Source organism: Brevibacterium sp. p3-SID960 (assembly GCF_025144725.1).
GTDB lineage: Bacteria > Actinomycetota > Actinomycetes > Actinomycetales > Brevibacteriaceae > Brevibacterium.
Genome location: NZ_JALXKS010000046.1, coordinates 1 through 23,423, shown reverse-complemented (window position 1 = coordinate 23,423; position 23,423 = coordinate 1). Strand labels below are relative to the sequence as shown.

The 23,423-nt window shown below is 67.3% G+C and carries 17 protein-coding genes; 14 read left to right on the top strand and 3 right to left on the bottom strand.

Features of this window, described 5'->3' with window-relative positions; genetic code table 11:
- The 8 genes from epsC to M3B11_RS11950 all read left to right on the top strand — a co-directional run.
- The coding region (gene epsC, locus M3B11_RS11985) for a serine O-acetyltransferase EpsC (protein WP_396121571.1) at positions 1-580 on the top strand (580 nt) is incomplete at its 5' end.
- A 551-nt stretch (positions 581-1,131) separates the two neighbouring features.
- Positions 1,132-2,271 carry a CE1758 family FMN-dependent luciferase-like monooxygenase gene (locus tag M3B11_RS11980; protein WP_259877657.1) on the top strand — a complete coding sequence of 380 codons (1,140 nt, stop codon included), beginning with the start codon at positions 1,132-1,134 and terminating at the stop codon, positions 2,269-2,271.
- On the top strand, positions 2,264-2,974 hold the full coding sequence (locus M3B11_RS11975) for a CE1759 family FMN reductase (protein WP_259877655.1): 711 nt from the start codon (positions 2,264-2,266) through the stop codon (positions 2,972-2,974). The genes M3B11_RS11980 and M3B11_RS11975 overlap by 8 nt, the downstream gene beginning before the upstream one ends.
- A 48-nt stretch (positions 2,975-3,022) precedes the next feature.
- Positions 3,023-3,991, top strand: coding sequence for a 2-hydroxyacid dehydrogenase (locus M3B11_RS11970; protein WP_259877654.1), 969 nt, complete (start codon positions 3,023-3,025; stop codon positions 3,989-3,991).
- Positions 3,992-4,137: 146 nt separating this feature from the next.
- On the top strand, positions 4,138-5,886 hold the full coding sequence (gene ilvD / locus M3B11_RS11965; RefSeq protein ID WP_259877653.1) for a dihydroxy-acid dehydratase: 1,749 nt from the start codon (positions 4,138-4,140) through the stop codon (positions 5,884-5,886).
- A 532-nt stretch (positions 5,887-6,418) separates the two neighbouring features.
- A complete protein-coding gene (locus M3B11_RS11960) occupies positions 6,419-6,709 on the top strand; it encodes a hypothetical protein (RefSeq protein ID WP_259877652.1) in 291 nt (96 codons plus the stop codon).
- Positions 6,710-7,215: 506 nt separating this feature from the next.
- On the top strand, positions 7,216-7,953 hold the full coding sequence (locus M3B11_RS11955) for an SDR family oxidoreductase (protein WP_259877651.1): 738 nt from the start codon (positions 7,216-7,218) through the stop codon (positions 7,951-7,953).
- A 369-nt stretch (positions 7,954-8,322) separates the two neighbouring features.
- Complete coding sequence (locus M3B11_RS11950; RefSeq protein ID WP_259877650.1) at positions 8,323-9,825, top strand: HNH endonuclease; 1,503 nt, start codon at positions 8,323-8,325, stop codon at positions 9,823-9,825.
- Between the two features lie 58 nt (positions 9,826-9,883).
- Here M3B11_RS11950 and M3B11_RS11945 read toward each other — a convergent pair whose 3' ends face one another.
- Together M3B11_RS11945 and M3B11_RS11940 are read right to left on the bottom strand one after the other, a co-directional pair.
- On the bottom strand, positions 9,884-11,701 hold the full coding sequence (locus tag M3B11_RS11945; protein ID WP_259877649.1) for an ABC transporter ATP-binding protein: 1,818 nt from the start codon (positions 11,699-11,701) through the stop codon (positions 9,884-9,886).
- Complete coding sequence (locus M3B11_RS11940; RefSeq protein ID WP_259877648.1) at positions 11,698-13,584, bottom strand: ABC transporter ATP-binding protein; 1,887 nt, start codon at positions 13,582-13,584, stop codon at positions 11,698-11,700. Before M3B11_RS11940 ends, M3B11_RS11945 begins: the two co-directional genes overlap by 4 nt.
- Positions 13,585-13,740: 156 nt before the next feature.
- On the opposite strand from M3B11_RS11940, the gene M3B11_RS11935 reads away from it, so the two are divergent.
- The gene (locus M3B11_RS11935; protein ID WP_259877647.1) at positions 13,741-14,745 is read left to right on the top strand and encodes a C39 family peptidase; all 1,005 of its coding nucleotides are present in this window, start codon (positions 13,741-13,743) and stop codon (positions 14,743-14,745) included.
- 34 nt (positions 14,746-14,779) lie between these two features.
- Here M3B11_RS11935 and M3B11_RS11930 read toward each other — a convergent pair whose 3' ends face one another.
- Entirely contained in the window at positions 14,780-16,093 is a 1,314-nt protein-coding gene (locus M3B11_RS11930) for a methyltransferase domain-containing protein (protein ID WP_259877646.1), read from the bottom strand.
- A 328-nt stretch (positions 16,094-16,421) separates the two neighbouring features.
- Between M3B11_RS11930 and M3B11_RS11925 the strand changes: the two genes are divergently transcribed.
- The 5 genes from M3B11_RS11925 to serA all read left to right on the top strand — a co-directional run bounded on the left by M3B11_RS11925 (position 16,422) and on the right by serA (position 23,394).
- Positions 16,422-18,185, top strand: a complete 1,764-nt coding sequence (locus tag M3B11_RS11925; protein WP_396121572.1) for an acetolactate synthase large subunit — start codon at positions 16,422-16,424, stop codon at positions 18,183-18,185.
- A complete protein-coding gene (gene ilvN, locus M3B11_RS11920; RefSeq protein WP_165882485.1) occupies positions 18,182-18,691 on the top strand; it encodes an acetolactate synthase small subunit in 510 nt (169 codons plus the stop codon). The genes M3B11_RS11925 and ilvN overlap by 4 nt, the downstream gene beginning before the upstream one ends.
- A gap of 228 nt (positions 18,692-18,919) precedes the next feature.
- Entirely contained in the window at positions 18,920-19,948 is a 1,029-nt protein-coding gene (gene ilvC / locus M3B11_RS11915; protein WP_217007084.1) for a ketol-acid reductoisomerase, read from the top strand.
- A 285-nt stretch (positions 19,949-20,233) separates the two neighbouring features.
- The gene (locus M3B11_RS11910; RefSeq protein ID WP_259877641.1) at positions 20,234-21,523 is read left to right on the top strand and encodes a GNAT family N-acetyltransferase; all 1,290 of its coding nucleotides are present in this window, start codon (positions 20,234-20,236) and stop codon (positions 21,521-21,523) included.
- 278 nt (positions 21,524-21,801) lie between these two features.
- Positions 21,802-23,394 (top strand): phosphoglycerate dehydrogenase, encoded by a 1,593-nt coding sequence (gene serA, locus M3B11_RS11905; RefSeq protein ID WP_259877640.1) that lies wholly within the window; start codon positions 21,802-21,804, stop codon positions 23,392-23,394.
- The last annotated feature ends 29 nt before the right edge of the window (positions 23,395-23,423 follow it).

The following is a 23,423-nucleotide window of genomic DNA, read 5'->3' as shown; positions in this document are numbered from 1 at the left end:
CCGGCCGGGATTCCGCCAGGCCCTGCGCGAGGATCTCGACACCGCCAAGCGCCGCGACCCGGCTGCCCGCAACGACCTCGTCACGCTCATCAGCTACCCGGGTCTGCACGCCATCTGGGCGCATCGCGGCATCCACAAGCTGTGGCAGCACGAAGCCGGCAAGGTTCCGGCTCGCCTGCTGTCCCAGGCAGTGCGCACGCTCACCGGCGTGGAGATCCACCCTGGTGCCACGATCGGCCGGCGTTTCTTCATCGATCACGCCAACGGCGTCGTCATCGGCGAGACCGCCGAGATCGGTGACGATGTGATGCTCTATCACCAGGTCACTCTCGGCGGGGCGACGATGGAGAAGGTCAAGCGCCACCCGACCATCGGCGACAACGTCATGGTCGGCGCGGGTGCGAAGATCATCGGTCCGATCACCGTCGGCTCGGGCTCCTCGGTCGGAGCGAACGCCGTCGTCGTCAAGGACGTCCCGGAGGGCTCTACGGCCGTCGGCATCCCCGCCACGGTCCGGCAGCCCCGCGGCGGCCGCCAAGCAAATGAGTGGAAGCTCGAAGATCCCGCCCTGTGGATCTGATGGGGAAGCCGAATCGCCCCCTCGTCGGCTGAACGCACGCCTCCTGTCGGCCGGCTCACGCCCAGTGGCCTGAGCCGGCTCACAGGAACGCCGGAGTGCACTCACGACCATGAGCGCAAGACCGGGTGGCACCTGGGGTGACCACACTCGTCCATGGTGATCACACTCGCGCCCCTGCGCGCTTTCTCGTATTCAGCCTGGGTGATCCTGCTGCGCATCGGCCCGGGTTCAGTATCATCACCGCATTCGTCCCCGGGTGAACCGCCGACGGCCGGCCCGCGCCGGCCTCATGCCCACCCGGGACGCGATCGCCGGCTTTCACACTCCCCATCGCAGTCCCCGTCACACGCCCGAGGCGGGTGCGGCTCCTGCTCCGCGCTCATAGCGTGATCATTGCCACCGTGTGCGAGCTGCCCGACTTCGAACATCTCGCCGATGCTCTCGCCACAGCGTGTGCGAGGGAGAGATGCCTCAGCATGGAATGTCCGCCCTGGACAGGGTGTTACGATAGTTGTAATTGAAAGTTAAACCATTAGGGGCAGGCGAGCAGCGTGGAAATCGGCATCTTCTCGATCGGCGACGTCACACCGGACCCGCACACCGGCCAGGCGCCGAGCGAGCACCAGCGGGTCATGAACATGATCGAACTGGCGACCACTGCTGAACAGGCAGGACTCGACACCTTCGCCGTCGGCGAGCACCACAATCCGCCCTTCGTCGCCCCCGGCACCCCGCCGGTGCTGCTGGCCAATATCGCCGCGCGGACCACCACGCTGCGGCTGTCGACAGCGACCTCGCTCATCACCACCAACGACCCGGTCAACATGGCTGAGGACTACGCGATGGCCCAGCACCTGTCTGCCGGCCGGCTCTCGCTCATGATGGGCCGGGGCAACACCGGACCGGTCTACCCGTGGTTCGGCAAGGACATCCGCCAGGGCATCCCGCTGGCGGTGGAGAACTACAACCTCCTCCACCGGCTGTGGCGGGAGAAGAACGTCTCATGGCAGGGCAGGTTCCGCAGCCCGCTGGAGGGCTACACAGTCACCCCGTTCCCGCTCGACGACGTGCCGCCGTTCGTGTGGCACGGCTCGATCCGGTCCCCGGAGATCGCCGAACAGGCCGCCTACTACGGCGACGGCTTCTTCCACAACAACATCTTCTGGCCCGAATCCCACACCGCCCGAATGGTCAACCTCTACCGGCAGCGCTACGCCCACTACGGCCACGGCACCGCCGAACAGGCCTTCGTGGGTCTCGGCGGGCAGGTGTTCATGGATGAGAGATCACAGGAGGCCGTGAAGTTCTTCCGCCCGTACTTCGACAACGCACCGGTCTACGGCCACGGCCCGTCGCTGGAGGACTTCACCGCCCAGACACCGTTGACCGTCGGCTCCCCGCAACAGGTCATCGAACGCTATCTCGGCATGCGCGAATGGGCCGGGGACTTCCAGCGACTGCTCTTCCTCATCGACCACGCCGGCCTGCCCCATGACGTCGTGCTGCGCCAGGTCGAGATCCTCGGCACCGAGGTCGCCCCGGCCATCCGCCTCGAGATGGACGCCGCCCGCCCGGCCGATGTGCCCGACTCGCCGACCCACGACTGGCTCGTCGAACGCCGCCGCGCCGGCAACGATCCGGTGCCCGGCGGCCGACAGAACACCACCGCAGAGGAGGACGCCGATGCCTGAGATCCTCACTGTCGCCACCGGCCTGAGCGAGGACTCGACGACCTCGCGGCTGGCCGCCCGGCTCGCCGCCGCCACCGCCTCGGCGCTGGAGACCACCGCGCCCGAGGTGACGGTCACCGAGATCAATCTGCGCACCCTGGCCAAGGAGATGGTCACGATGACCGTCTCCGGGCTGCCCTCGCCGGCCCTGGAGGACGCCTTCGCCGCCGTGCAGCGCGCCGATGCGCTCATCACCGTCGCCCCGATCTACAAGAGTCAGCCGGTGGGGCTGCAGACGCTGTTCTTCCAGCTCATCGACGATGCCGCGCTCGCCGGCACCCCGGTGCTCATCGGCTCGACCGGTGGCACCGCCCGGCATTCGCTGGCGGCAGAGACGAGCCTGCGCCCGCTGCTGAGCTACCTCAAGGCGATCATCGTCCCGACCGCGGTCTTCGCCGCCACCGACGACTGGGGTGCGGACACCTCGGGCATGGGAGAGCGCGGCGGCCTGGCCGAACGGATCACGGCAGCCGGTGCCGAACTGGCAGGCCTCGTGCACGCGTTGCGCCCAGCGACGGCAGAGGAGACGGAAGAACAGCAGCACGCCGGCGACCGAAAGCAGCGCGCCGCGCAGATGTCGGCGCCGCCGGCGGTGCGCCGCGGACCGGTCGACGCACTCGACCCGAACGCCGTCACGCCGTTCGCCGAACTGCTCCGCAGCTGAGCCGCGCGCCCCTGTCTGCCGGGCGGGGAAGGATGACACAATGGCGGCATGAGCACGCAGACTGTCATGAGCGCCCAGAGCATCCGCACCATCGCCTTTCCCGACTCCGAGCTGCGCGACCGGGTCATTGCCCGGATCCCGGCTCATCAGCGCGCCAACGTCGACCTCGTCGTGTACTCCGCTGAGGAGAAGTCCGACAAGACCAGCCCGGACGACGTCGACGTCCTCATCCTGCCCTACACCGACTCCGGACCGACGATCGAGCTGATCCCGCAGCTGGAGAACCTCAAGACGGTGCTGCTGCAGACCACCGGCTATGACCCCGTCGCCCACCTCCTCGACGAGGGCTACACCGTCGCCACGGCCTCGGGCGTGCACACCGGCGGCACCGCCGAACTCGCCGTCGCCTTAGTGCTCGCCAAGCTGCGCGGCATCGACGCAGCCGTCCGCGACATGGCCTCGCGGACCTGGAACCACCGGCGCAGGCGTTCCCTGCAGGACCGCCGGGTGCTCATCGTCGGTGTCGGGGAGATCGGCGATGCGATCGCCGCCCGGTTAGAGCCCTTCGACATCGAGCTCACCCGCGTCGCGTCCCGCGCCCGCGCCGATGACCGTGGCCAGGTGCACGGGCCGGACGAGCTGCCGAAGCTGCTGCCGCACGCCGAGGTCGTCATCCTCATCACCCCGCTGACCGAGGCGACCCACCACCTCGTCGACGCCGCGTTCCTCGCCCAGCTGCCGGACAACGCACTCGTCGTCAACGTCTCCCGCGGAGCCGTCGTCGACACCGATGCGCTCGTTGAGGAGCTGCGCTCCGGCCGGCTGCAGGCCGCCCTCGATGTCGTCGATCCCGAGCCGCTGCCGGAGAACCACCCGCTGTGGGGCACCCCGAACACCCTGCTGACTCCCCACATCGGCGGGGACACGACCGCGTTCGAGCCGCGCATCGTGCAGATGCTCACCGAGCAGGTCCGCCGTATCAACGACGGGCAGCAGCCGCTCAACATCGTCTCCTGAGGCACCGGGGCAAAACGGCATGAAAGCCTTGCCCAAAACCTGCGGTGACCGGCGCCTCGGGCCCGGGTCCCGCAGGATCCCGGGTGCGCTGTCCGTCATGTGGGGCACCCGGTGGCGGAATCGAGGCGGCGACCTACACTGCCCTCATGAGCACAGTGAACGAGGAATCAGCAGTGGAGAACCCGCAGTCCGGCAGCGTCGCCGACGGCGTTGACATCAAGCCCCGCTCCCGCGACGTCACCGACGGCCTGGAGCGGGCTGCCGCCCGCGGCATGCTGCGCGCGGTCGGAATGGGCGATGAGGACTGGGCCAAACCGCAGATCGGCGTAGCCTCCTCATGGAACGAGATCACCCCGTGCAACCTGACCCTGGAGAAGCTCGCCGGCTTCGCCAAGGAAGGCGTGCACAACGCCGGCGGCTACCCGCTGGAGTTCGGCACCATCTCCGTCTCCGACGGCATCTCGATGGGCCATGAGGGCATGCACTATTCGCTCGTCTCACGTGAGGTCATCACCGACTCGGTCGAAACCGTCATGTCCGCCGAGCGGCTCGACGGTTCGGTGCTGCTGGCCGGCTGCGACAAGTCGATCCCCGGCATGCTCATGGGCGCCGCCCGGCTCGGCCTGTCGAGCGTGTTCCTCTACAACGGCTCGATCATGCCCGGCACCGCGAAGCTGTCTGATGGCACCGAACGCGAAGTCACCCTCATCGATGCCTTCGAAGCTGTCGGCGCCTGCCGCGCCGGGAAGATGACCGAAGCCGATGTCGACGCCATCGAACGAGCCGTGTGCCCCGGCGAGGGCGCCTGCGGTGGCATGTACACCGCCAACACGATGGCCTCAGCCGCCGAGGCGATGGGCATGTCCCTGCCCGGCTCAGCCGCCCCGCCGGCCATCCACCGCAACCGCACGCTCTTCGCCCGCGAATCCGGATCCGCCGTGGTCAACCTGCTGCGCCAGGGCATCACCACCCGCGACATCATCACTCGCGAATCGCTGCTCAACGCGATCGCGGTGACGATGGCCTTCGGCGGCTCGACCAACGCCGTTCTGCACCTCATGGCCATCGCCCACGAGGCCAAGGTCGACCTGAGCCTCGATGACTTCAACCGGATCGGCGACAAGGTCCCGCACCTGGGCAACGTCAAGCCCTTCGGCGACTACGTCATGAACGACGTGTTCAAGATCGGCGGGGTACCGGTGATCATGAAGGCCCTGCTCGACGCCGGCCTGCTCTACGGCGACTGCATGACCGTCACCGGCAAGACGGTTGCGGAGAACCTTGCGAAGATCAACCCGCCGGATCCCGACGGCAAGATCCTGCGCGCGCTGAACAACCCGATCCACGCCACCGGCGGGCTCACCGTGCTCAAAGGGTCGCTGGCACCGGAGCGTGCGGTCGTGAAGTCCGCCGGCTTCGACGCCGATGTCTTCGAAGGCACCGCCCGCGTCTTCGACCGCGAACAGCCGGCGATGGACGCGGTGCTGAACGGCGAGCTGAAGCCCGGCGACGTCGTCATCATCCGCTACGAGGGACCCAAGGGCGGGCCGGGCATGCGCGAGATGCTCGCCATCACCGGCGCGATCAAGGGTGCTGGCATCGGCAAGGACGTCCTGCTCATCACCGACGGCCGGTTCTCCGGCGGCTCGACCGGTCTGTGCATCGGCCACGTCGCCCCTGAGGCTGTTGACGGCGGGCCGATCGCCTTCGTCGAAGACGGCGATAGGATCACCGTCGACATCGCCGCCCGCAGCATCGACCTGCACGTCGAGGAGGACGAGATGGCCCGCCGCCGCGAGAACTGGCAGATGCCCGAGAACACGCGCCTGCACGGCGTGCTCGGCAAGTACGCCAAGCTCGTCCAGTCGGCCTCGGTCGGCGCCGTGACCACCTGATCGGGCCCTCCTGATCGACTCCGGCACCTGTGCCGGTGCCGCGCACCCGCTCCCGAGGCGGTGGCTGGAGCCCAGCCACCGCCTCGGGAGCGGTCGTTGAGCTGGCTGTCATCGACATACTCGACATGGGGAGACGAAAGTCGTAGAAGCTCTACGAAAGGCCAATGGTGGACCTGGTTGGGATGTGTCAATGTTGAAGGCAGGGCGTAGTTGCACACGGCCCGAACCACAATTATGAAAAATCGAAGAGGAAATGTTATGAAGGCACAGGATCGGCGCCTGAGTGGAAAGATGGACTGCTGCATATTCAATTAGGTTGGATCCTATGTTTGTGGTTGGCTGTCTTGCTTCATGGAATGTTTATCGCCCTGATTGGATTGTGGTCGTTCGCTTTTGTGATGATCGGAGCCGTGCTTGCGGCAACGGGGCCTACGGTGAAGCTGCAAGATTGCGCCTTATGGAATCGCTTTGATGTGCGGGAATCTCGCTCACTGTCGAATGTCGAAGAGGTGCGAGGATGAATCATGTACGCGTGAACGTGAAGACACACTGGATGAATGGCTGGTTCATCAGAATGTTTGCTTCTCCGGTGCTGTGCGTGAATGGCAAGCAGATTCCAGTGAGTTTCAGAGCGCCGACTGTGGTATCTGTCGAACAGCCCGTCGTTCGTATTGGCGCAGGTATCCGCTATTTCTCTCGGGGACCGGTATTAGGGTGTGAGCCCGAGCTCTGTCGTGTGGATGATTCGTCGGGTGGCGTGAACCTGGTATTCAAGAACGGCGTGTGGAATCATTCCCCATTTACGATCGTGTCCGTGAAGTGATGTGCGGCTAGTGCGGGGATAAGGGGCTCGTGCTGCTCAATCCTCATCGGGAGTGTCTGCCTCGCGATGGCGGGCGCGAGTAGTCACCACGTGATGGTCTGTGCGCCGGTGGCAGCGGCGCGAATCGGCAGGGCGGAGAAGCATCCGGCACCTGCGGCGGCCAGGAGGAGGACGGTGACGTAGCAGCCATAGATGGCAGCCTACATACCGACGACATCCGCGGAGCATGATGGTCGCTTCGTGTTCACCGTCGAACGACGGGTCGTTGAAGCCGGCGATGGTGTCGGCGCGGAGCAGTTCAGAGTGCAAGGCAGACGCTGGGGGAGTGGTCGCCGCATGGCTCGCCTGCATCGCCTTCGTCCTGGCGCTGACCCTGACTCCATCGCAGCCACCCACAGCTGGTCGGCACTGGCGGTCGCCATGAGCCTGTCGTTCCTCGTCGAAGTCGGCCAGTCCACGATGACGTCACCGGCTGCCGGTGGCCGGGCAGCGGCTAGATTGGTGGCATGGACACTTGCATCGCCGTCATCACCGGCGCCGGCAGCGGCATTGGCCGCGCGGTTACCCGCACGCTCATCGCCCGCGGCTGGCACGTCGCCGCCCTCGGTCGCCGCCGCGAGAAGCTGGAGGAGACCCTCGACGGTGCGCCCGGCTGCCTGGCCATCGAGGCAGATATCGCCGTTCCCGAGGCGGTGCGCGCGGCCTTCGCGCAGGTCGCAGAGACCTATGGCCGTCTCGATGTGCTCTTCAACAACGCCGGCATGTTCGGCCCGGCCGCCGACGTCGGAGCAGCGGACTGGGGTGAGGTTGCCCAGACGATCGACGTCAACGCCACCGGCGCGTTCTACTGCGCCAGTGCTGCCTTCGACCTTATGCGCGAACGCGGCGGGCGCATCATCAACAACGGCTCGATCTCAGCGCAGGTGCCGCGCCCGCACTCGGTGGCCTATGCGATGAGCAAGCATGCGGTGGCCGGGCTGACGAAGGCGATCATCATCGAGGGCCGGCCGCACCGGATCACCGCCACTCAGGTCGACATCGGCAATGCCGCCACTGAGATCCTCACCGCCATCGGCGCCGGTGACGGCGCTCTCCAGCCCGATGGGTCGAGGCGGGTTGAGCCTAGCTTCAATCCTGAGATCGCCGGGAGAATGATCGCCGGTATCGCTGAGCTGCCGCTGGAGGCGACGGTCGATCAGCTGACGCTGACCGCCTCGGGCATGCCGTTCCCCGGCCGCGGCTGAGCATTCCGCCTCGCTGAAGCGACTGTGACTGCGGCAGCCCACAGCCCGCCGAGGGCCAGCGGCGCGAAGGTGAGGATGGCGTGTCTGCGGGGTCATGGAGGAACACCATGGGCGAGTAGACATGCTGAAGTGCCTCTCAGCCGCGTTGCTGGCGGTTGGAATCCTGTCCACCGCCAGCGGTAGCGCCACAGTTGCTGACAGGGGTGCAGGCCCACGCTCGAGGTGCCCCATGAGATCGTACTGGCCGATGTCGCACCGGGTGGGATTGTAGAAGCGGTGGCGAATGTCCATTGCCTCAGGACGCTGCTTCAGAACGGCATTTCCCCAGGTGAGAACGCGATGTCAGTGCCTCAGCGTAGCGTTTGGGGTATGAAGAGGACACGTCGTGGAGAACCGCTCGATGCCATGGACATCGAGGGGCTCATCGTGGCGTTTTCCCAAGCCCCGACGCTCGTTGACGATGCCGAGGCCTTCGAGCGGATGAACCAGGCCGAGCGGCTCAAAGCCGCGATCACCGCCTATCAGGTGCGGGAGACCGATGCTGCGATCGACCGCCGTTTCGTCACCGAGAAGGCCACCGGGGTTCCTGCCCATCGCCGCTGTCGTGGGTTCGGAGCCGAGATCGCTCTCGCCCGGCAGGAATCTCCTTCCCGAGGGAGCCGGTTTGCGAAATTCGCCCAGGTGCTCATGCGCGAAATGCCGTGCACGTTCCGCGCGCTGGAAGCAAGGGAGATCTCCGAGGAGAAGGCGCGAGCTGTCTTCCGGGAGATTGCATGGCTGCCCTCGCATCTGCGCCACTCGATCGATGCTCAGCTGCAGGAGCTCTTCGTCGGCACCGGCCTCAAACGCCTGACTGGCGAAGCCCGCCGCATGGCACAGCACGCGGATCCCGCAGCCACGGTCGAACACATGGAGTACGAGGAGAAGCAGCGGCACATCACGGTCCGTCCGGCACCGGGGAACATGGCAGACCTGACCGCCTTCGTTCCGATGCCGCAAGCCGTGGCAGCGTATGCGGCCCTGCAGAAGGCCGCGTCGGTGATGGTCGGCACGGGCGAATCAGGGCAGCGCACGGGAGCACAGATGGCTGCCGACCTCTTCATCACCCGTCTGACGGGTCAGGAATCTGCGACCGATATCTCCGTCGAGATCCAGCTCATAATGACTGACGAGGCTCTCATCAGCGATGGCACGATCCCCGCCTGCCTGCCCGGTCATGGGCCTCTCTCTGCAGCCTTCGCGCGCCGGCTGCTGCAGAACACCTCGGGAGCGGTCTACCTGCGCCGTCTTTTCACGCAGCCGGACACCGGCCAGCTGGTGGCGATGGACTCCAAGCGCCGGACTTTCAACGACGGGCTGCGGCGGATGGTCATCTGCCGCGACGATGTCTGCCGGTCGCCGTGGTGTGATGCACCGATCCGCCATATCGACCATGCGACGCCTCATGCCACCGGTGGCGCGACGAGCTGGGCGAACGCCTCAGGACTGTGTGCAGCCTGCAATTACGCCAAGGAGAATCCCGGCTGGCGGCATACAGCCACCCCGGATGCGCTGACGGTGCGCACCCCGTCGGGTCAGGAGTACACGAGTCGTACCATCCCGATCACGTCTCCTCCGAAATCGCCGGTGGCCAAGAACCCGGAGACCACCGCATCACAGGCCAGAGGAGAGAAGCGCGGCCGCGATGGCCGTCATCGCGACGGACCGCGCACCAAAATACCGGCCTGCGACGACGCAAGCACCGGTGCCAGCGCCGGTGCCGGTGACAGTGCAGCTGCCGGTGCCGGTGCCAGTGAGGGAGAGACACGTGCCCAGCTGAGCACCATCGAGTCCTCCATGCTCAACCTCATCATCGACCTGCCGGCAGCGTGACAGACCGGCACTGGACCACAAGCGCGAGCCGGCAGTTGCTGCGATGAGCGGCTGCGGCTCACGCCAAGCTGTCCTGCCAGGCTGAGTACATGCGTCCGAATCGGCTGTCGCCGTGGATGAGCGCTGCTGGCGTGCCGTCTTCAACAACGCGGCCTGCGTCCATGACGAGCACCCGGTCGGCGATCTCAACCGTGGACAGGCGGTGGGCGATGATGATCGCGGTACGGCCTTCGAGCACGCGCGCCAATGCTTGTTGGATCAGGCGCTCGGAGGGGATATCGAGGTGCGCAGTCGCCTCATCGAGGACGATGACATCGGGATCGGCGAGGAACACACGGGCAAAGGACACCAGCTGCCGCTGCCCCGAACTCAACCGCCCGCCGCGCTTCTTCACGTCCGTGTCGTAGCCCTCCGGCAGGCTGCGCACATACGGATCCAGGCCCACCGCCTCGGCGGCGGCGAGGACCTGGGCGTCTGTGGCATCGGGGTTGCCGATGCGGATGTTGTCGGCGATCGTGCCGGAGAACAGATACGACTCCTGCGTCACCATGACAAGTGACTGCCGCAGCTGAGCATCGTCGATCCCGCGCACATCAACCCCGTCGAGGCGCACCGTACCGGTCGATGGGTCGTACATGCGGGTCAGCAGCTTCACCAGAGTCGATTTGCCGGCACCGGTTGCGCCGACCACAGCGACGATCTGCCCGGCGGGGATCTCCAGGTCGAAGGCCGGCAGCACCTCGGGGCCTTCGGAGTCGTAGGCGAAGCTGACATCATCGAAGGAGATCGACCGGCCGGTGCCGGTGTGCCGCTCAGGCAGCGGCTGCGGATCTGCCGGTGCATCGACATCAGGCTCGGCATCGAGGACTGCCGTGATCTTCTCCAGGGCAGCCGAGGCTGACTGGTAGAGGCTGAAGGACTGCACGAGCTCATCGAGCGGGCCATAGAACCGGCGCAGGTACAGCAGGAATGCTGCCAGCACACCGAGCTGGGTGTAGCCGCTGATGACGAGCCAGCCGCCGAGCAGGATGATCCCGGTCTGCGACAGGTTGCCGATGAGGCGGGTGCCGCCGGCGAATGTCGCCACGCCGTGCAGGGCATCGGTGTTGGCCTGCGCGTAGACGGCGTCCTCGCCGGTCAGCCGCGCAAGACCCGGGCGCTGCCGGCGGAAGGACTGGACAGCACGGATCCCGCCCATCGTCTCGACGAACTGGACGATGACCCGGGCGATCGAGGTGCGGGTGCGCCGGTACGCGGAGCGCTGCTGCCGGTGGGCGTAGACAGTGAGGAAGACGAGCGGGATGAACCCGGCGAACGCCACGAGCGCCAGCGGCACGTTCATGACCACGAGCGTCACCGCGATCGCCGACATTGTCAGCAGCGAGAGCACCATGCCGTTGAGGGCCTGTGAGACGAACTGCTGGACTGACTCCATGTCCGAGGTCTGACGGGAGACGAGCCGGCCGGAGGTCGAGCGTTCGTGATAGCGCAGGTCGAGACGCTGCACATGTGTGAACAGCCGGCCGCGCAGATCGAAGAGGATCTTCTGGCTCAGCCTGCCGTTGAGGCGGATACTCAGCCAGGTCGCTGCAGCATCGGCCACGCCGGTCAGCGCGACCGCGGCGATCGCGACGACCAGCGGGCTGGTGTCGCCGTCCAGCGCAGCCGGCAGCCCTTCGTCGATCGCGCGGGCGACGAAGAACGGGCCGGCTACGCTCATGATGCCGCCGCCGGTGATCGAGACGATGAGGACGACGGCCAGTGTCAGGTGGGGGCGGATGAGCGAGCCGAGCAGTCTGCGTGCCCGCCGGGAGATGTCCGGCGGCAGCTCTTCGATCTCCGGGTCATTGGCCCGGTCCGGTTGTGCGGGACTCATCGGCGCACCTCCTCAGTTTCGGCAGCGGCATGTGAGCTGGCACCCATGAGGTCGCGGTAGTGGCGGTTGCGGGCCAGCAGCTCGTCGTGGGTACCGGTGTCGGTGATCCGTCCGCCCTCGAGCACCGCCACCCGGTCGGCCAGAGCGGCGGTGGAGGGCCGGTGGGCGATGACGAGTGTCGTCGAATCGCCGAGCACTTGTCGCAGTGCCGTCTGCACGCGGTCCTCGGTGTCGACGTCGACAGCGGAGAGGGGGTCGTCGAGGACGAGCACCCGGGGCTTGCCGATGACGGCGCGCGCCAGTGCCAGCCGCTGGCGCTGACCGCCCGACAGCGACAGGCCCTGCTCGCCGACTTCGGTGTCGAGACCGTCGGGCAGCCGGCGTACGAAATCGGCTGCCGCTGCGATCTCAAGCGCGTCCCACACCTCGGCGTCGGGGTCATGGGCGTCTCCCGCGCCAGAAGTGCTGGTCACCGTTCCCGAGGTGCTGGTCGCCGTTCCCGAGGTGCTGGTCGCCGTTCCCGAGGTGGCGGTTCCCGCAGCGGGGAGTGCACGGCCATCGGCGTGCTTGAGACCCATGGCAACGTTCTCGCGCACGGTCGTGGAGAACAGCACCGGGTCTTCGAAGGCGACGGAGACGATGCGGCGCAGCTCGTTGATCCGGTAGTCGCGCAGATCGGTGCCGTCGAGGGTGATGGAGCCGGCTGTGACGTCCTGCAGGCGGGGCAGCAGTGCGGCCAGTGCTGTCTTTCCGGTGCCGGTTGCACCGACGAGGGCGAGTGTCTCACCTGGTGCGATGTTGAGGTCGATGTGTGTGAGGATCGGCTCCTCGGCGTCGGCGAAGCGGTATTCGACCGCGTCGAAGCGGATGTGTCCGGCGTAGCTGTAAGGCCGCGGGTCTTCGCTGATCTCGCCGTCGGGGTCGGTGATGTCGAAGGGAAGATCCATGACTTCCCAGTAGCGATTGGCGGCGGTGACCGACATGAGGAAGTCGGCGAGCAGGAAGCCGACCATCTCGATGGGCATGCGCAGGAACATCGTCACCGTCAGTGCGGCGATGACCTGTCCGACGGTCATCCACCCGCCGATCACACCCCAGGTGCCCACGGCCAGAATCGCCGTGAGTGCAAGCACCGGGATCATGATCGCAGCCCCGAACATCCACGAATCGACATAGGCCTTCGTCAGCTCGAAGCCGCGCAGGCGCTCCGACAGGACGTGGAACCGCTTCGCCGCCCAGGGAGAGCGGCCGAAGGCCTTGAGGATGCGGATGCCCTGAACGGCCTCTTCGACATCGGTGGCGATCTCGCCCATAGTGTCCTGGGCGCTGCGGGAGGCCAGCCGGTAGCGGCGCTCGAGCACCGCAATGGCGGTGACGGTCGGGACGGCGGCGGCGATGGCGATGATGCCGAAGTACGGGTGCAGGGACGCAAGGATGATGCCGCCGCCGAGCACGATGAGCGGGCTGGCGATGAGGAACTGCAGGCCGAAGGCGAAGAACCGCCGCAGCTGGGAGAGGTCGTTGACGGCGCGGGAGAGCAGCTGACCGGCCGGCCATGCGTCGTGAACGCCGACGGCAACGTACTGCAGCCGGTCGTAGAGACGCTCGCGCCACAGCACTTCCCAACGGGAGGTGATCGGCGCGATGAGCCGGCGGCGCAGCCACACAGCGGCCGCCTCGGCGATGCCGATGAGCAGGATGAGGGCCAGGGGCGCGAGCATGCCGGCGAAGTCACCGCGGGCGATCGGCCCGTCGACGATCCAGCCGGTGATCATCGGCACGAGCAGGGCGATGCCCATCGATCCGAGGGTGAGGACGAAGATGAAGAGGTAGACGCCCAGCCGCGCTCGCACGTCAGGCCAGAATCTCCACAGTGAGCGCATGATTCATCAGCCTAGTGGAGTTTCGGGCACCTGCACGGATGCGCAGCGGACTTCTTCACCCGCTCCGCCTGCTGGTGGCAGAATCACGCCGCGGCGCCGCACCCTGACTGCTCAGACGCGAACGCGCCGACGGCGGCGTCGGTTACGCTGGCTGGCATGAGCTCCGAGACCGCAGAAACGGTGCGCCTGCACGTGAAGCCGTGCACGCAGATCATCCCGTTCTGGCACATCGACACCCCGCCGGGCATCACTGCTGAGATCCGGGTGCGCGCCGCTGCCGAGGCGGCCGGCGCGTTCTCCGATTGGGTGACCGTGGCCTACTGGTCGAGTCAGGGGACCGGGGAGTCGACGTCGCTGACCGCCCAGCAGGTCCACGGTCTGCGCACCGACGCCGACACCGTCATCGTCGACACCGCCGCACTCGGCGGACCGGCCCGGGTCGTCGATCTGGCAGTCCGAGCCGTGCCTGCCGCGACGGCAGCTTCAGCACCTGTGACCGTGCACTGGATCGACGCCCTCACCCGCGGGCCAGCCCGGCCGGGTGCGGAGATCACCGCTTCGGCTCCGCGAGGCATCGACATCGAGCACCGGCTGCCGCAGATCAGCCAGCACGCCTGCGGGGTGCTCGACGGCTACGCGCAGGCCGACAGCTGGTGCTCACCGACGTCACTGACGATGGTGATGGAATGGCTGTCCGCAGGCGGCGCGCACGCCGGGCTGGACGCTTCCGGAGTGTCGTCTCCTGCCGGTGAGGACGCACCGGGCCGCGTCCACCCGACGATCCGCGGCGTCTGGGATCGCACGTACGGTGGTACCGGGAACTGGGCGTTCAACGTCGCCTGGGCGAACGGGCAGGGTTTCGACGCACGGCTCGACGCGCTGGCCAGCATGCGGGAAGCCGAGGAGGCGCTGGCGGCGGGGGAGGTGCTCATCGCCTCCGTGTCCTTCACCTCCGAGCAGCTGCCCCAGGCCGGCTACCCGACGGCTGGGCATCTGCTCATCATCACCGGTGTCACCTCCGCAGGCGATGTCCGCGTCCATGATCCCGGCCGGGCGATCGACGCCGGTGTGCGCGCGGTCTATCCGCGGGAGGCCTTCGAACGAGCGTGGCTGTCAGCCGAGGGCTCCGGCGGCCTCGTCTATCGGATTGCCCGGCGCTGAGCACCGGATGTGGCACGGCGCGTCGGGCGCGTGACTAGGCTGCTTCCGTCGTGCGCCGCAGCTGCACGACCACCTCGGCATGGGCTGTGTGGGGGAACATATCGAGCATCCGGGCTGCCGTCACCTGATAGCTGGGCATCTGCTTGAGATCCCGGGCGAGTGAGCGGGGATTGCAGCTGGAGTAGATGACATCGCAGATCCCCGAGCCCTCCAGCCAGCCGGCCAGCGCACCGATTCCGCGCCGCGGTGGATTCACCACGACGACGTCTGGCAGCACGTCCTGCTCACCGGCCCAGTCGGAAGCATCGGCGACGACGAAATCGGCGGTGAGTCCCGCCTCGGCGGCGGCTGCCTGCGCCGAGGCGATCGCCTCAGCGGAGACCTCGACCCCGGTGACCGCACGCCCCGGCGCGGCCAGGTGCAGAGCGAACCCGCCGACGCCGCAGTACAGATCCCAGATTCGCAGTGCGCCGTCACCACCGCCGGCGCCAGGTGACCCGGTGTCAGCCGCCCCAGTGCCACCTGGTCGGGAGTCAGCAGTGCCCAGACGGTGGCGGGCCTCGATCTCATCAGCCCACTCCGCAACCTGTTCGTACAGCTGCCCGGCCACTGCCGTGTTCGTCTGCACGAAGGAGCGCGGCAGCACCTGCAGCGACACCCTGCCCTGGCGCATCGGCAGGTGCCGGTCGCCGGCGATGTGGATCTCCTCGGCGCCTTCGAGCAGTGCCGAGTGCTGCGGGTGGATGTTCGCGCTCACCACCCGCACCCCGGGCACCGCTGCGGTGAGCACGCTCAGGTGCTCCCGGATCCGCTCCACCGGCTTGGGCGTGCGCAGCACGAAGCGCACCATGAGCTCACCGGCGTCATTGACGGTGATGATGAGGTGCTTGAGCTCCCCGCGGCGCCGTGCGACGTCATAGGGCGGGATCTGCGCGCGCCGGATGAGTGCAGGCACCGCGTCGAGCAGCCGGTGGATCGCCTGCGGATACAACGGGCAGTCACGCAGGTCGATGCCGGCGCCGGCATCGTCGAGGATCCCGAACACAGGGGCGTCGACAGTGCCGGAAACGACCATCTTCGCCTTGTTCCGAAAGCCGGCATCCGGGCCGGTGGCAGGCGGCAGCCAGCGGATACCGGTCGCCCCGCCCGAGGTGCTGGTCGGCGGCGTGCCCGAGGCGATCGCGGATTCCGGCACCGGGCAGTCTGCTGACACCGCGCCCGAGGCGGTGGTCGCCTGCGCCAGCAGACGCGCGATCTCAGCCTGCGAACGCCGCACCCGGACGTGGGAGGACAGCGGCAGGAGGGTGCAGGACCGGCATCGACCGGCATCGTAATGAGCGCATTCCATCACTGCAATCATAGTCGTCCCACCAGGCGGACGATATCGGTCGGCATTTGACATGCCCATCGCCGCCGGTAATCATGGGGGTCATGAACAACATTCTCGTCGTCCTTATTATGCAGCGCGCGGTTCACCCGTAAGCTGTCGCTTGACGACGATCCGCGCGCCCCATACCGAACCGGTACGGGGCGTTTTTTATGACCAGACCAAAGGAGTCTCCGTGGGATCCCACGCCCCGGCACCGCAACCGGCCCGACAGGCCGTTCCGCAGCCGCCGACGCCGAGCCCGGCGCCCCCCGCCCCGGCCAGGCGCAGCGACTATCACGAACCGGAGATGCTCACCGGCGCACAGGCAGTCGTGCGCACCCTTGAGCGCCTCGGCGTCGACACGGTCTTCGGGCTTCCCGGCGGCACCATCCTGCCGACCTACGATCCGCTGCTCGACTCCGAGAAGGTCAACCACGTGCTCGTCCGCCACGAGCAGGGCGCAGGACATGCCGCCGAAGGCTACGCCGCAGCCACCGGGAAGGTCGGCGTGTGCATCGCGACTTCCGGGCCCGGAGCCACGAACCTCGTGACGGCGATCGCCGATGCGCACATGGACTCCGTGCCGATCATGGCGATCACCGGCCAGCAGGCCTCGAACATGCTCGGCACCGACGCCTTCCAGGAGGCCGACATCGTCGGAATGACGATGCCGGTGACCAAACACAGCTTCCTCGTCACCCGAGCCGAGGACATCCCGCAGGCGATCGTGTCCGCCTACCTCATCGCCTCCACCGGACGCCCCGGACCGGTCCTTGTCGACATCACCAAGGACGCCCAGGCCAGCACAGCACCCTATGTCTGGCCGGAAGAGCCGCAGCTGCCGGGCTACCGCCCGGTGCTCAAGCCGCACGCCAAACAGATCCGCGAGGCAGGCCGGCTCATCGCAGGTGCCCGCAGGCCGGTGTTCTACATCGGCGGCGGAGTCATCCGCGCCGGAGCCGAAGAGGAGCTGCTTGCGCTGGCTGAGGCGACGAAGATCCCGGTCGTGACCACCCTCATGGCACGCGGGGCCTTCCCCGACACTCACAACCAGCATCTCGGGATGCCGGGCATGCACGGCACCGTCGCCGCAGTCGCGTCCTTCCAGAAGGCCGACCTGCTCATCGCCGTCGGCACCCGGTTCGACGACCGGGTCACCGGCGATCTGAGCTCCTTCGCCCCGCGCGCCAAGATCATCCACGCCGACATCGACCCAGCCGAGATCGGCAAGAACCGGTTCGCTGATGTGCCGATCGTCGGAGACGCCGCCGAGGTGCTGCGCCAGCTGCACATCGAGCTGCGCGAGCACCAGCCCGAGGTGCTCGAAACCGGGTACGAAGCCTGGTGGCAGGTTCTCAACTCGTGGAAGAGCACCTACCCGCTGGGATACGAGCACAACAGCGAAGGGCTGTGCGACCCCGAGTACGTCATCAAGCGGATCTCCGCGCTGACCGGACCCGAGGGCATCTACTGTGCCGGCGTCGGCCAGCACCAGATGTGGGCCAGCCAGTTCGTCACCTACGACCGCCCCCGCTCATGGCTCAACTCCGGCGGCCTGGGCACCATGGGCTACGCCGTGCCAGCAGCCATGGGTGCCAAAGTCGGCGAGCCGGAGCGGCAGGTGTGGGCGATCGACGGCGACGGCTGCTTTCAGATGACGAACCAGGAGCTGGCCACCTGCGTCATCAACAAGATCCCGATCAAAGTCGCAATCATCAACAACTCCTCACTGGGCATGGTCCGGCAGTGGCAGACGCTGTTCTACGACGGCCGCTACTCTCACTCCGAACTCAACACCGGCCACAACACCGCGCGAGTGCCCGACTTCGTCAAGCTCGCCGAAGCCTATGGCGCCCTCGGCCTGCGGGTCGAGCGAAACGAAGACGTCGACGCGGCCGTTGAGCAGGCACTTCAGGTCAACGACAGACCGGTCGTCATCGACTTCACCGTCCCGCCCGATGCGATGGTGTGGCCGATGGTCGCCGCCGGTGTCAGCAACGACGAGATCCAGTACGCCCGCGATCTGCGCCCGGACTTCAGCGCAGAGGAAGAGGAGGAAGGTCAGGCATGAGCCGTCACACCCTCTCTGTGCTCGTTGAGAACAAGCCGGGTGTCCTCACCCGCTTCACCGGACTCATCGCCCGGCGCGGCTTCAACATCCACTCACTGGCTGTCGGCACCACTGAACGTGAGGAGCTCTCGCGCATCACCGTCGTCGTCGACGTCGGCAGCGTCGCCCTCGAACAGGTGACCAAGCAGCTGAACAAGCTCGTCAACGTCATCAAGATCGTCGAGCTCGAACCCGAGGCCTCGGTCCGGCGCGCGCACATGATCTTCAAAGTCCGGGCCGACGCCGCCGCCCGGCCCCAGATCGCCAGTGCCGTCGAGATGTTCCGCGGGCACATCGTCGACGTCGGCCCGAACACCATCTGTGTGGAGGCCACCGGCGAGCGCAGCAAGCTCGATGCGCTGCGCCAGGTGCTCGAACCCTTCGGCATCAAGGAGATCGTGCAATCCGGCACGGTCGCCATCGGCCGGGGATCGAAGTCGATGACCGACCGGGCCCCGCGCGTGTGAGACCAGGTGCCCACCGCCTCGGGAACGGAACCACCGCCCGGGGCACGGGAGAACCGCCCGGGGCACGGGAGAACCGCCTCGGGCGCGGAAGCACTGCGAGACCATCTGACAGAATCCGGACACCCAGGCGGCCGTCTCAGGTTCCGGCACTACGATTGAGACAAGACCCGGCGGCGGGTGACCCGCCGCTGACCAGCTCCACCTGACACCTACACAAGGAGAAATCCCATGGCAGAGCGCTTCTACGACGACGACGCTGACCTATCCGTCATCCAGGGCAAGAAGGTCGCCGTCATCGGCTTCGGCTCGCAGGGCCACGCCCACGCACTGAGCCTGCGCGACTCCGGCGTCGATGTGCGCATCGGCCTGTCCGAAGGCTCGAAGAGCCGCGACAAGGCCAGCGCGCAGGGCCTGGAGGTCGGCACCCCTGCCGAGGTCGCGAAGTGGGCTGACGTCGTCGTCATCCTCACCCCCGACCAGGTCCAAGCCGACATCTACAACAGCGAGATCAAGGATCAGCTGAGCCCCGGCGACACGCTCGTCTTCGCCCACGGATTCAACATCCGCTTCGACTACATCACCCCGCCCGAGGGTGTTGACGTCATCATGGTCGCACCGAAGGGCCCAGGCCACGTCGTGCGCCGCGAGTTCGTCGACGGCCGCGGTGTGCCCGTGCTCGTCGCCGTGGAGAAGGACGAGTCCGGCAAGGCCTGGGACACCGTGCTCTCCTACGCCAAGGGCCTCGGTGGCCTGCGCGCCGGTGCCATCAAGACGACCTTCACCGAGGAGACCGAAACCGATCTGTTCGGTGAGCAGACTGTGCTCTGCGGCGGTGTCTCACACCTTGTGCAGTACGGCTTCGAGACCCTCACCGAGGCCGGCTACCAGCCGGAGATCGCCTACTTCGAGGTGCTGCACGAGCTCAAGCTCATCGTCGACCTCATGGTTGAAGGCGGCATCGCCAAGCAGCGCTGGTCGTGCTCGGACACCGCCGAGTACGGCGACTACGTCTCCGGCCCGCGGGTCATCACCCCGGAGGTCAAGGAGAACATGCAGGCCGTGCTCGCCGACATCCAGTCCGGCGCCTTCGCCCAGCGCTTCATGGACGACCAGAAGAACGGCGCCAAGGAGTTCAACGAGCTGCGCGCCAAGGAGGAGAAGCACCCGATCGAGTCGACCGGTCGGGAGCTGCGCAAGATGTTCGCGTGGCTCAAGGACACCGACGACGACTACACCGAAGGCACCGCCGCGCGCTGATCCAGCGGTGATGTCCGCGGCCGAAACCGGTGAGAGCCTCTGCCGGTTTCTGACGGTCGACAGCTGTGGCTCGGTCCGCATGGGCCGGGCCGCAGCTGTGTTGCGGCTCCCGAGGCAGCGGGTGGGTTCCGGGTGCAGCGGCTGGGTTCCGGGTGCAGCGGGTGGGTTCCGGGTGCAGCGGCTGGGTTCCGGGTGCAGCGGGTTGCTCCCGAGGCAGCGGCTGGGTTCCGGTCGCAGCGGGTGGCTTTCGGGTGCAGGAGGGTGAGATTCGGCTAGTGTTGTGTCGTGACTGATTACCGCTTCGAAACCTTCGAGCCCGTCGTCGACGACAAGGGTGTGCCAGACGGACAGACTGCTGCCTATCTGCAGATCGTCACCGCCGGGTTCCATGACCGCAAGCTCACTGACGAGGCGCTGGTCAAGAAGGCCCGCCGCACGATCGCCGACAAGCGGGTGCTCACGGCCGTCTACGCCGACCAGAACCTGCCGTATGCCTATGAGCCGGACACCCCGGTGGCGACGTTTGCGCATTTCGAGAAGAAGATGAATGTCGGCGGCGGCCGCCTCATCCCCACCCATCTCATCACCTGGGTGACGGTGCGACCGACACATCGCCGGCGCGGGCTGCTGCGCTCGCTCATGACCGCCAACCTCACCGAGGCGAAGGCAGCCGGCTACCCGCTGGCAGCGCTGACCGTGACCGAGGGCGGCATCTACACGCGGTTCGGGTTCGGCACCTCGACGTGGATGTCGACTGTCGAGATCGACACCTCCCCGGGCTTCAAGCTCGCCTGCGAACCCGACCGCCGCGTCGAGATGTGCCCGGCCTCGGTGCTGACCGAGCTCGCCCCCCAGATCTACGAGCGCTTCATGCAGCGCTCACCCGGTGCCATCGAGCGCCAGCAGGCCTATGTCGACATGGCCTCGGGCACCGTCAACCCTGAGACCGGGGAAGAGGACCGCGACGTGCGTGCGGCACTGCACTACGACGAGGACGGCAACCCCGACGGCTACGTCAGCTACAAGTTCAAGGGCTGGAAGACCGACCCGCCGACCGTGGAGGTCATCGACCTCATCGCGGTCTCGGATGCCGCCTACTCCTCGCTGTGGGCCTTCGTCGCCGCCATCGACCTCGTCGACCGCGTCGTCTACGATGAGGCCGCCCAGACGTCGCCGCTGCCGTGGCTGGTCGACAACCCGCGCCGGGTCAAGATCAAAGACCAGCACGACGCCGTATGGCTGCGCGTGCTCGACGTCGAGAAGGCCCTCGAAGCCCGCCCGTGGCCGGTCGCCGGTCAGCTGACGATCCGGGTGCGCGATGACATGAACCTCGCCGACGGCACGTTCTCCATCACCGCCTCCGGTGGATCGGCGACCGTCGAGGCGGTCTCGGCATCGCATGCTGTCGACCTCGAACTCGGCGTCGCCGAACTCGGCTCGATCTACTTAGGCGGCGCTGACCCGGTCATCCTCGCCCGGGCCGGCCGGATCACCGAGCACACCGAGGACGCCGCAGTGCGCGCCCGGGAGCTCTTCGCCCTCGAACGCGCCCCATACGGACCCAACGGATTCTGACCCACCCGGCAGACAGGTGGCCGCCACCTGGACTGAGGCGGCCACCGCCTCGGCCCCGGTGGGCACCGCCTCGGCCCCGGTGGGCACCGCCTCGGCGACGGTGAGCCGTTCTTATCAGGTGAGCCGTTCTTATCATCTGACCCCTTGCGAACGCCCGCGGACCGGGTCACTACGATAGGAAGCGCATGCCGTCGGCCCTGCGCGCACGCAGGCGCGGCAAACCGACTCATCTGGAACATCGCGACGCTTACGAGCCGGCGCCGCTGCAAGGAGGAAATATGACCAAGCCTGTGGTGCTCATCGCCGAGAATCTGTCGCCTGCCACCATCGACGCCCTGGGGCCTGATTTCGAAACGCGCGGCTGCAACGGAGCCGACCGCGCCGAGCTGCTCGCCGCGATCGCCGACGTCGACGCGATCCTCATCCGCTCGGCCACCCAGCTCGACGAGGAGGCCATCAGCGCCGCACCCAAGCTCAAGATCATCGCCCGCGCCGGTGTCGGCTTCGACAATGTCGACGTGCCTGCCGCCACCCGCGCCGGTGTCATGGTCGTCAACGCTCCCACTTCGAACATCACCTCCGCGGCCGAGCTGACGATGGCCCACATCCTCGCCTCGGCCCGCAACTTCGGCGCCGGCAACTCCTCGCTCAAGGCAGGGGAGTGGAAGCGTTCGAAGCTCACCGGCGTCGAGCTGTACGAGAAGACGCTCGGGATCATCGGCCTCGGCCGGATCGGCGGGCTGGTGGCCGAGCGCGCCCGGGCCTTCGGGATGAAGCTCGTCGGCTACGACCCGTACATCACGCAGGCCCGCGCCGCACAGATGGGCGTGACCGTCATGGAGCTCGATGAGCTCTTCGCCTGCTCCGACTTCATCACCGTGCACATGCCCAAGACCCCGGAGACCATCGGCATGATCGGCGCTGAGGCGTTCGAGAAGACGAAGCCGGGCGTGCGCATCGTCAACGTCGCCCGCGGCGGCATCGTCGACGAAGAGGCCCTCGCCGCGGCCGTCGCCGACGGCCGGGTCGCCGGCGCCGGCATCGACGTATGGGCGACTGAGCCGCCGGAGCACTCCGCACTCATGGAGCAGGACTGCGTCAACGTCACCCCCCACTTGGGCGCCTCGACTGTCGAGGCGCAGGAGAAGGCCGGTGTGGCCGTGGCCAAATCGGTGCGCCTGGCGCTCTCCGGTGAGCTCGTGCCCGATGCCGTCAACGTCGCAGGCGGGGCCATCGACCCCGACGTGCGACCGGGCATCCCGCTCGTCGAGCGCCTGGGCCGTGTCACCTCGGCGCTGGCCGACTCCTCGGTCACTCACCTGACCGTCAGCGTGCAGGGCGAGATCTCCTCCAAGGACGTCTCCGCCCTCAAGCTCGCCGCCCTCAAGGGCCTGTTCCGCGACGTCGTGTCCGTGCCGGTGTCCTACGTCAACGCCCCGATGCTCGCCGAGGAGCGCGGCGTGGGCGTCGAGCTGCGCACCAGTGAGGTCGTCGAGGGCTTCCGCAATGTCATCACGCTCACCGCTGCGACCTCGGCCGGCTCCAGGGTCTCGGTCTCCGGCACGCTCACCGGGCCCAAGCAGGTGCAGAAGCTCACCGGCATCAACGGGTTCGAGACGGAGATGCCGCTGGCCGATCACATGCTCATCTTCCAGTACGAGGATCGCCCAGGCATCATCGGCATGTTCGGTCAGGCGCTCGGCCGCAACGAAGTCAACATCGCCGGCATGCAGGTCTCGCCGAGCTCTACCGGCGACGAGGCGCTGGCCGTCATGTCCGTCGACCGCGCGATCCCGACCGAGACCGTCAACGCGCTCGCCGGCGCCGTCGACGCCTCCCAGTTCACCGCCGTCTGCCTCGAAGAGGACTGACACCCGACCGGCCGGTCACCGGCTGTCGG

Coding starts and splice junctions, on each gene's coding strand:
- serA (WP_259877640.1), top strand. CDS start 21,802: ATGACCAAGCCTGTGGTGCTCATCGCCGAGAATCTGTCGCCTGCCACC.
- ilvC (WP_217007084.1), top strand. CDS start 18,920: ATGGCAGAGCGCTTCTACGACGACGACGCTGACCTATCCGTCATCCAG.
- ilvD (WP_259877653.1), top strand. CDS start 4,138: ATGAGCACAGTGAACGAGGAATCAGCAGTGGAGAACCCGCAGTCCGGC.
- M3B11_RS11925 (WP_396121572.1), top strand. CDS start 16,422: ATGCTCACCGGCGCACAGGCAGTCGTGCGCACCCTTGAGCGCCTCGGC.
- M3B11_RS11955 (WP_259877651.1), top strand. CDS start 7,216: ATGGACACTTGCATCGCCGTCATCACCGGCGCCGGCAGCGGCATTGGC.
- ilvN (WP_165882485.1), top strand. CDS start 18,182: ATGAGCCGTCACACCCTCTCTGTGCTCGTTGAGAACAAGCCGGGTGTC.
- M3B11_RS11975 (WP_259877655.1), top strand. CDS start 2,264: ATGCCTGAGATCCTCACTGTCGCCACCGGCCTGAGCGAGGACTCGACG.
- M3B11_RS11945 (WP_259877649.1), bottom strand. CDS start 11,701: ATGAGTCCCGCACAACCGGACCGGGCCAATGACCCGGAGATCGAAGAG.
- M3B11_RS11935 (WP_259877647.1), top strand. CDS start 13,741: ATGAGCTCCGAGACCGCAGAAACGGTGCGCCTGCACGTGAAGCCGTGC.
- M3B11_RS11930 (WP_259877646.1), bottom strand. CDS start 16,093: ATGGAATGCGCTCATTACGATGCCGGTCGATGCCGGTCCTGCACCCTC.
- M3B11_RS11970 (WP_259877654.1), top strand. CDS start 3,023: ATGAGCACGCAGACTGTCATGAGCGCCCAGAGCATCCGCACCATCGCC.
- M3B11_RS11950 (WP_259877650.1), top strand. CDS start 8,323: ATGAAGAGGACACGTCGTGGAGAACCGCTCGATGCCATGGACATCGAG.
- M3B11_RS11940 (WP_259877648.1), bottom strand. CDS start 13,584: ATGCGCTCACTGTGGAGATTCTGGCCTGACGTGCGAGCGCGGCTGGGC.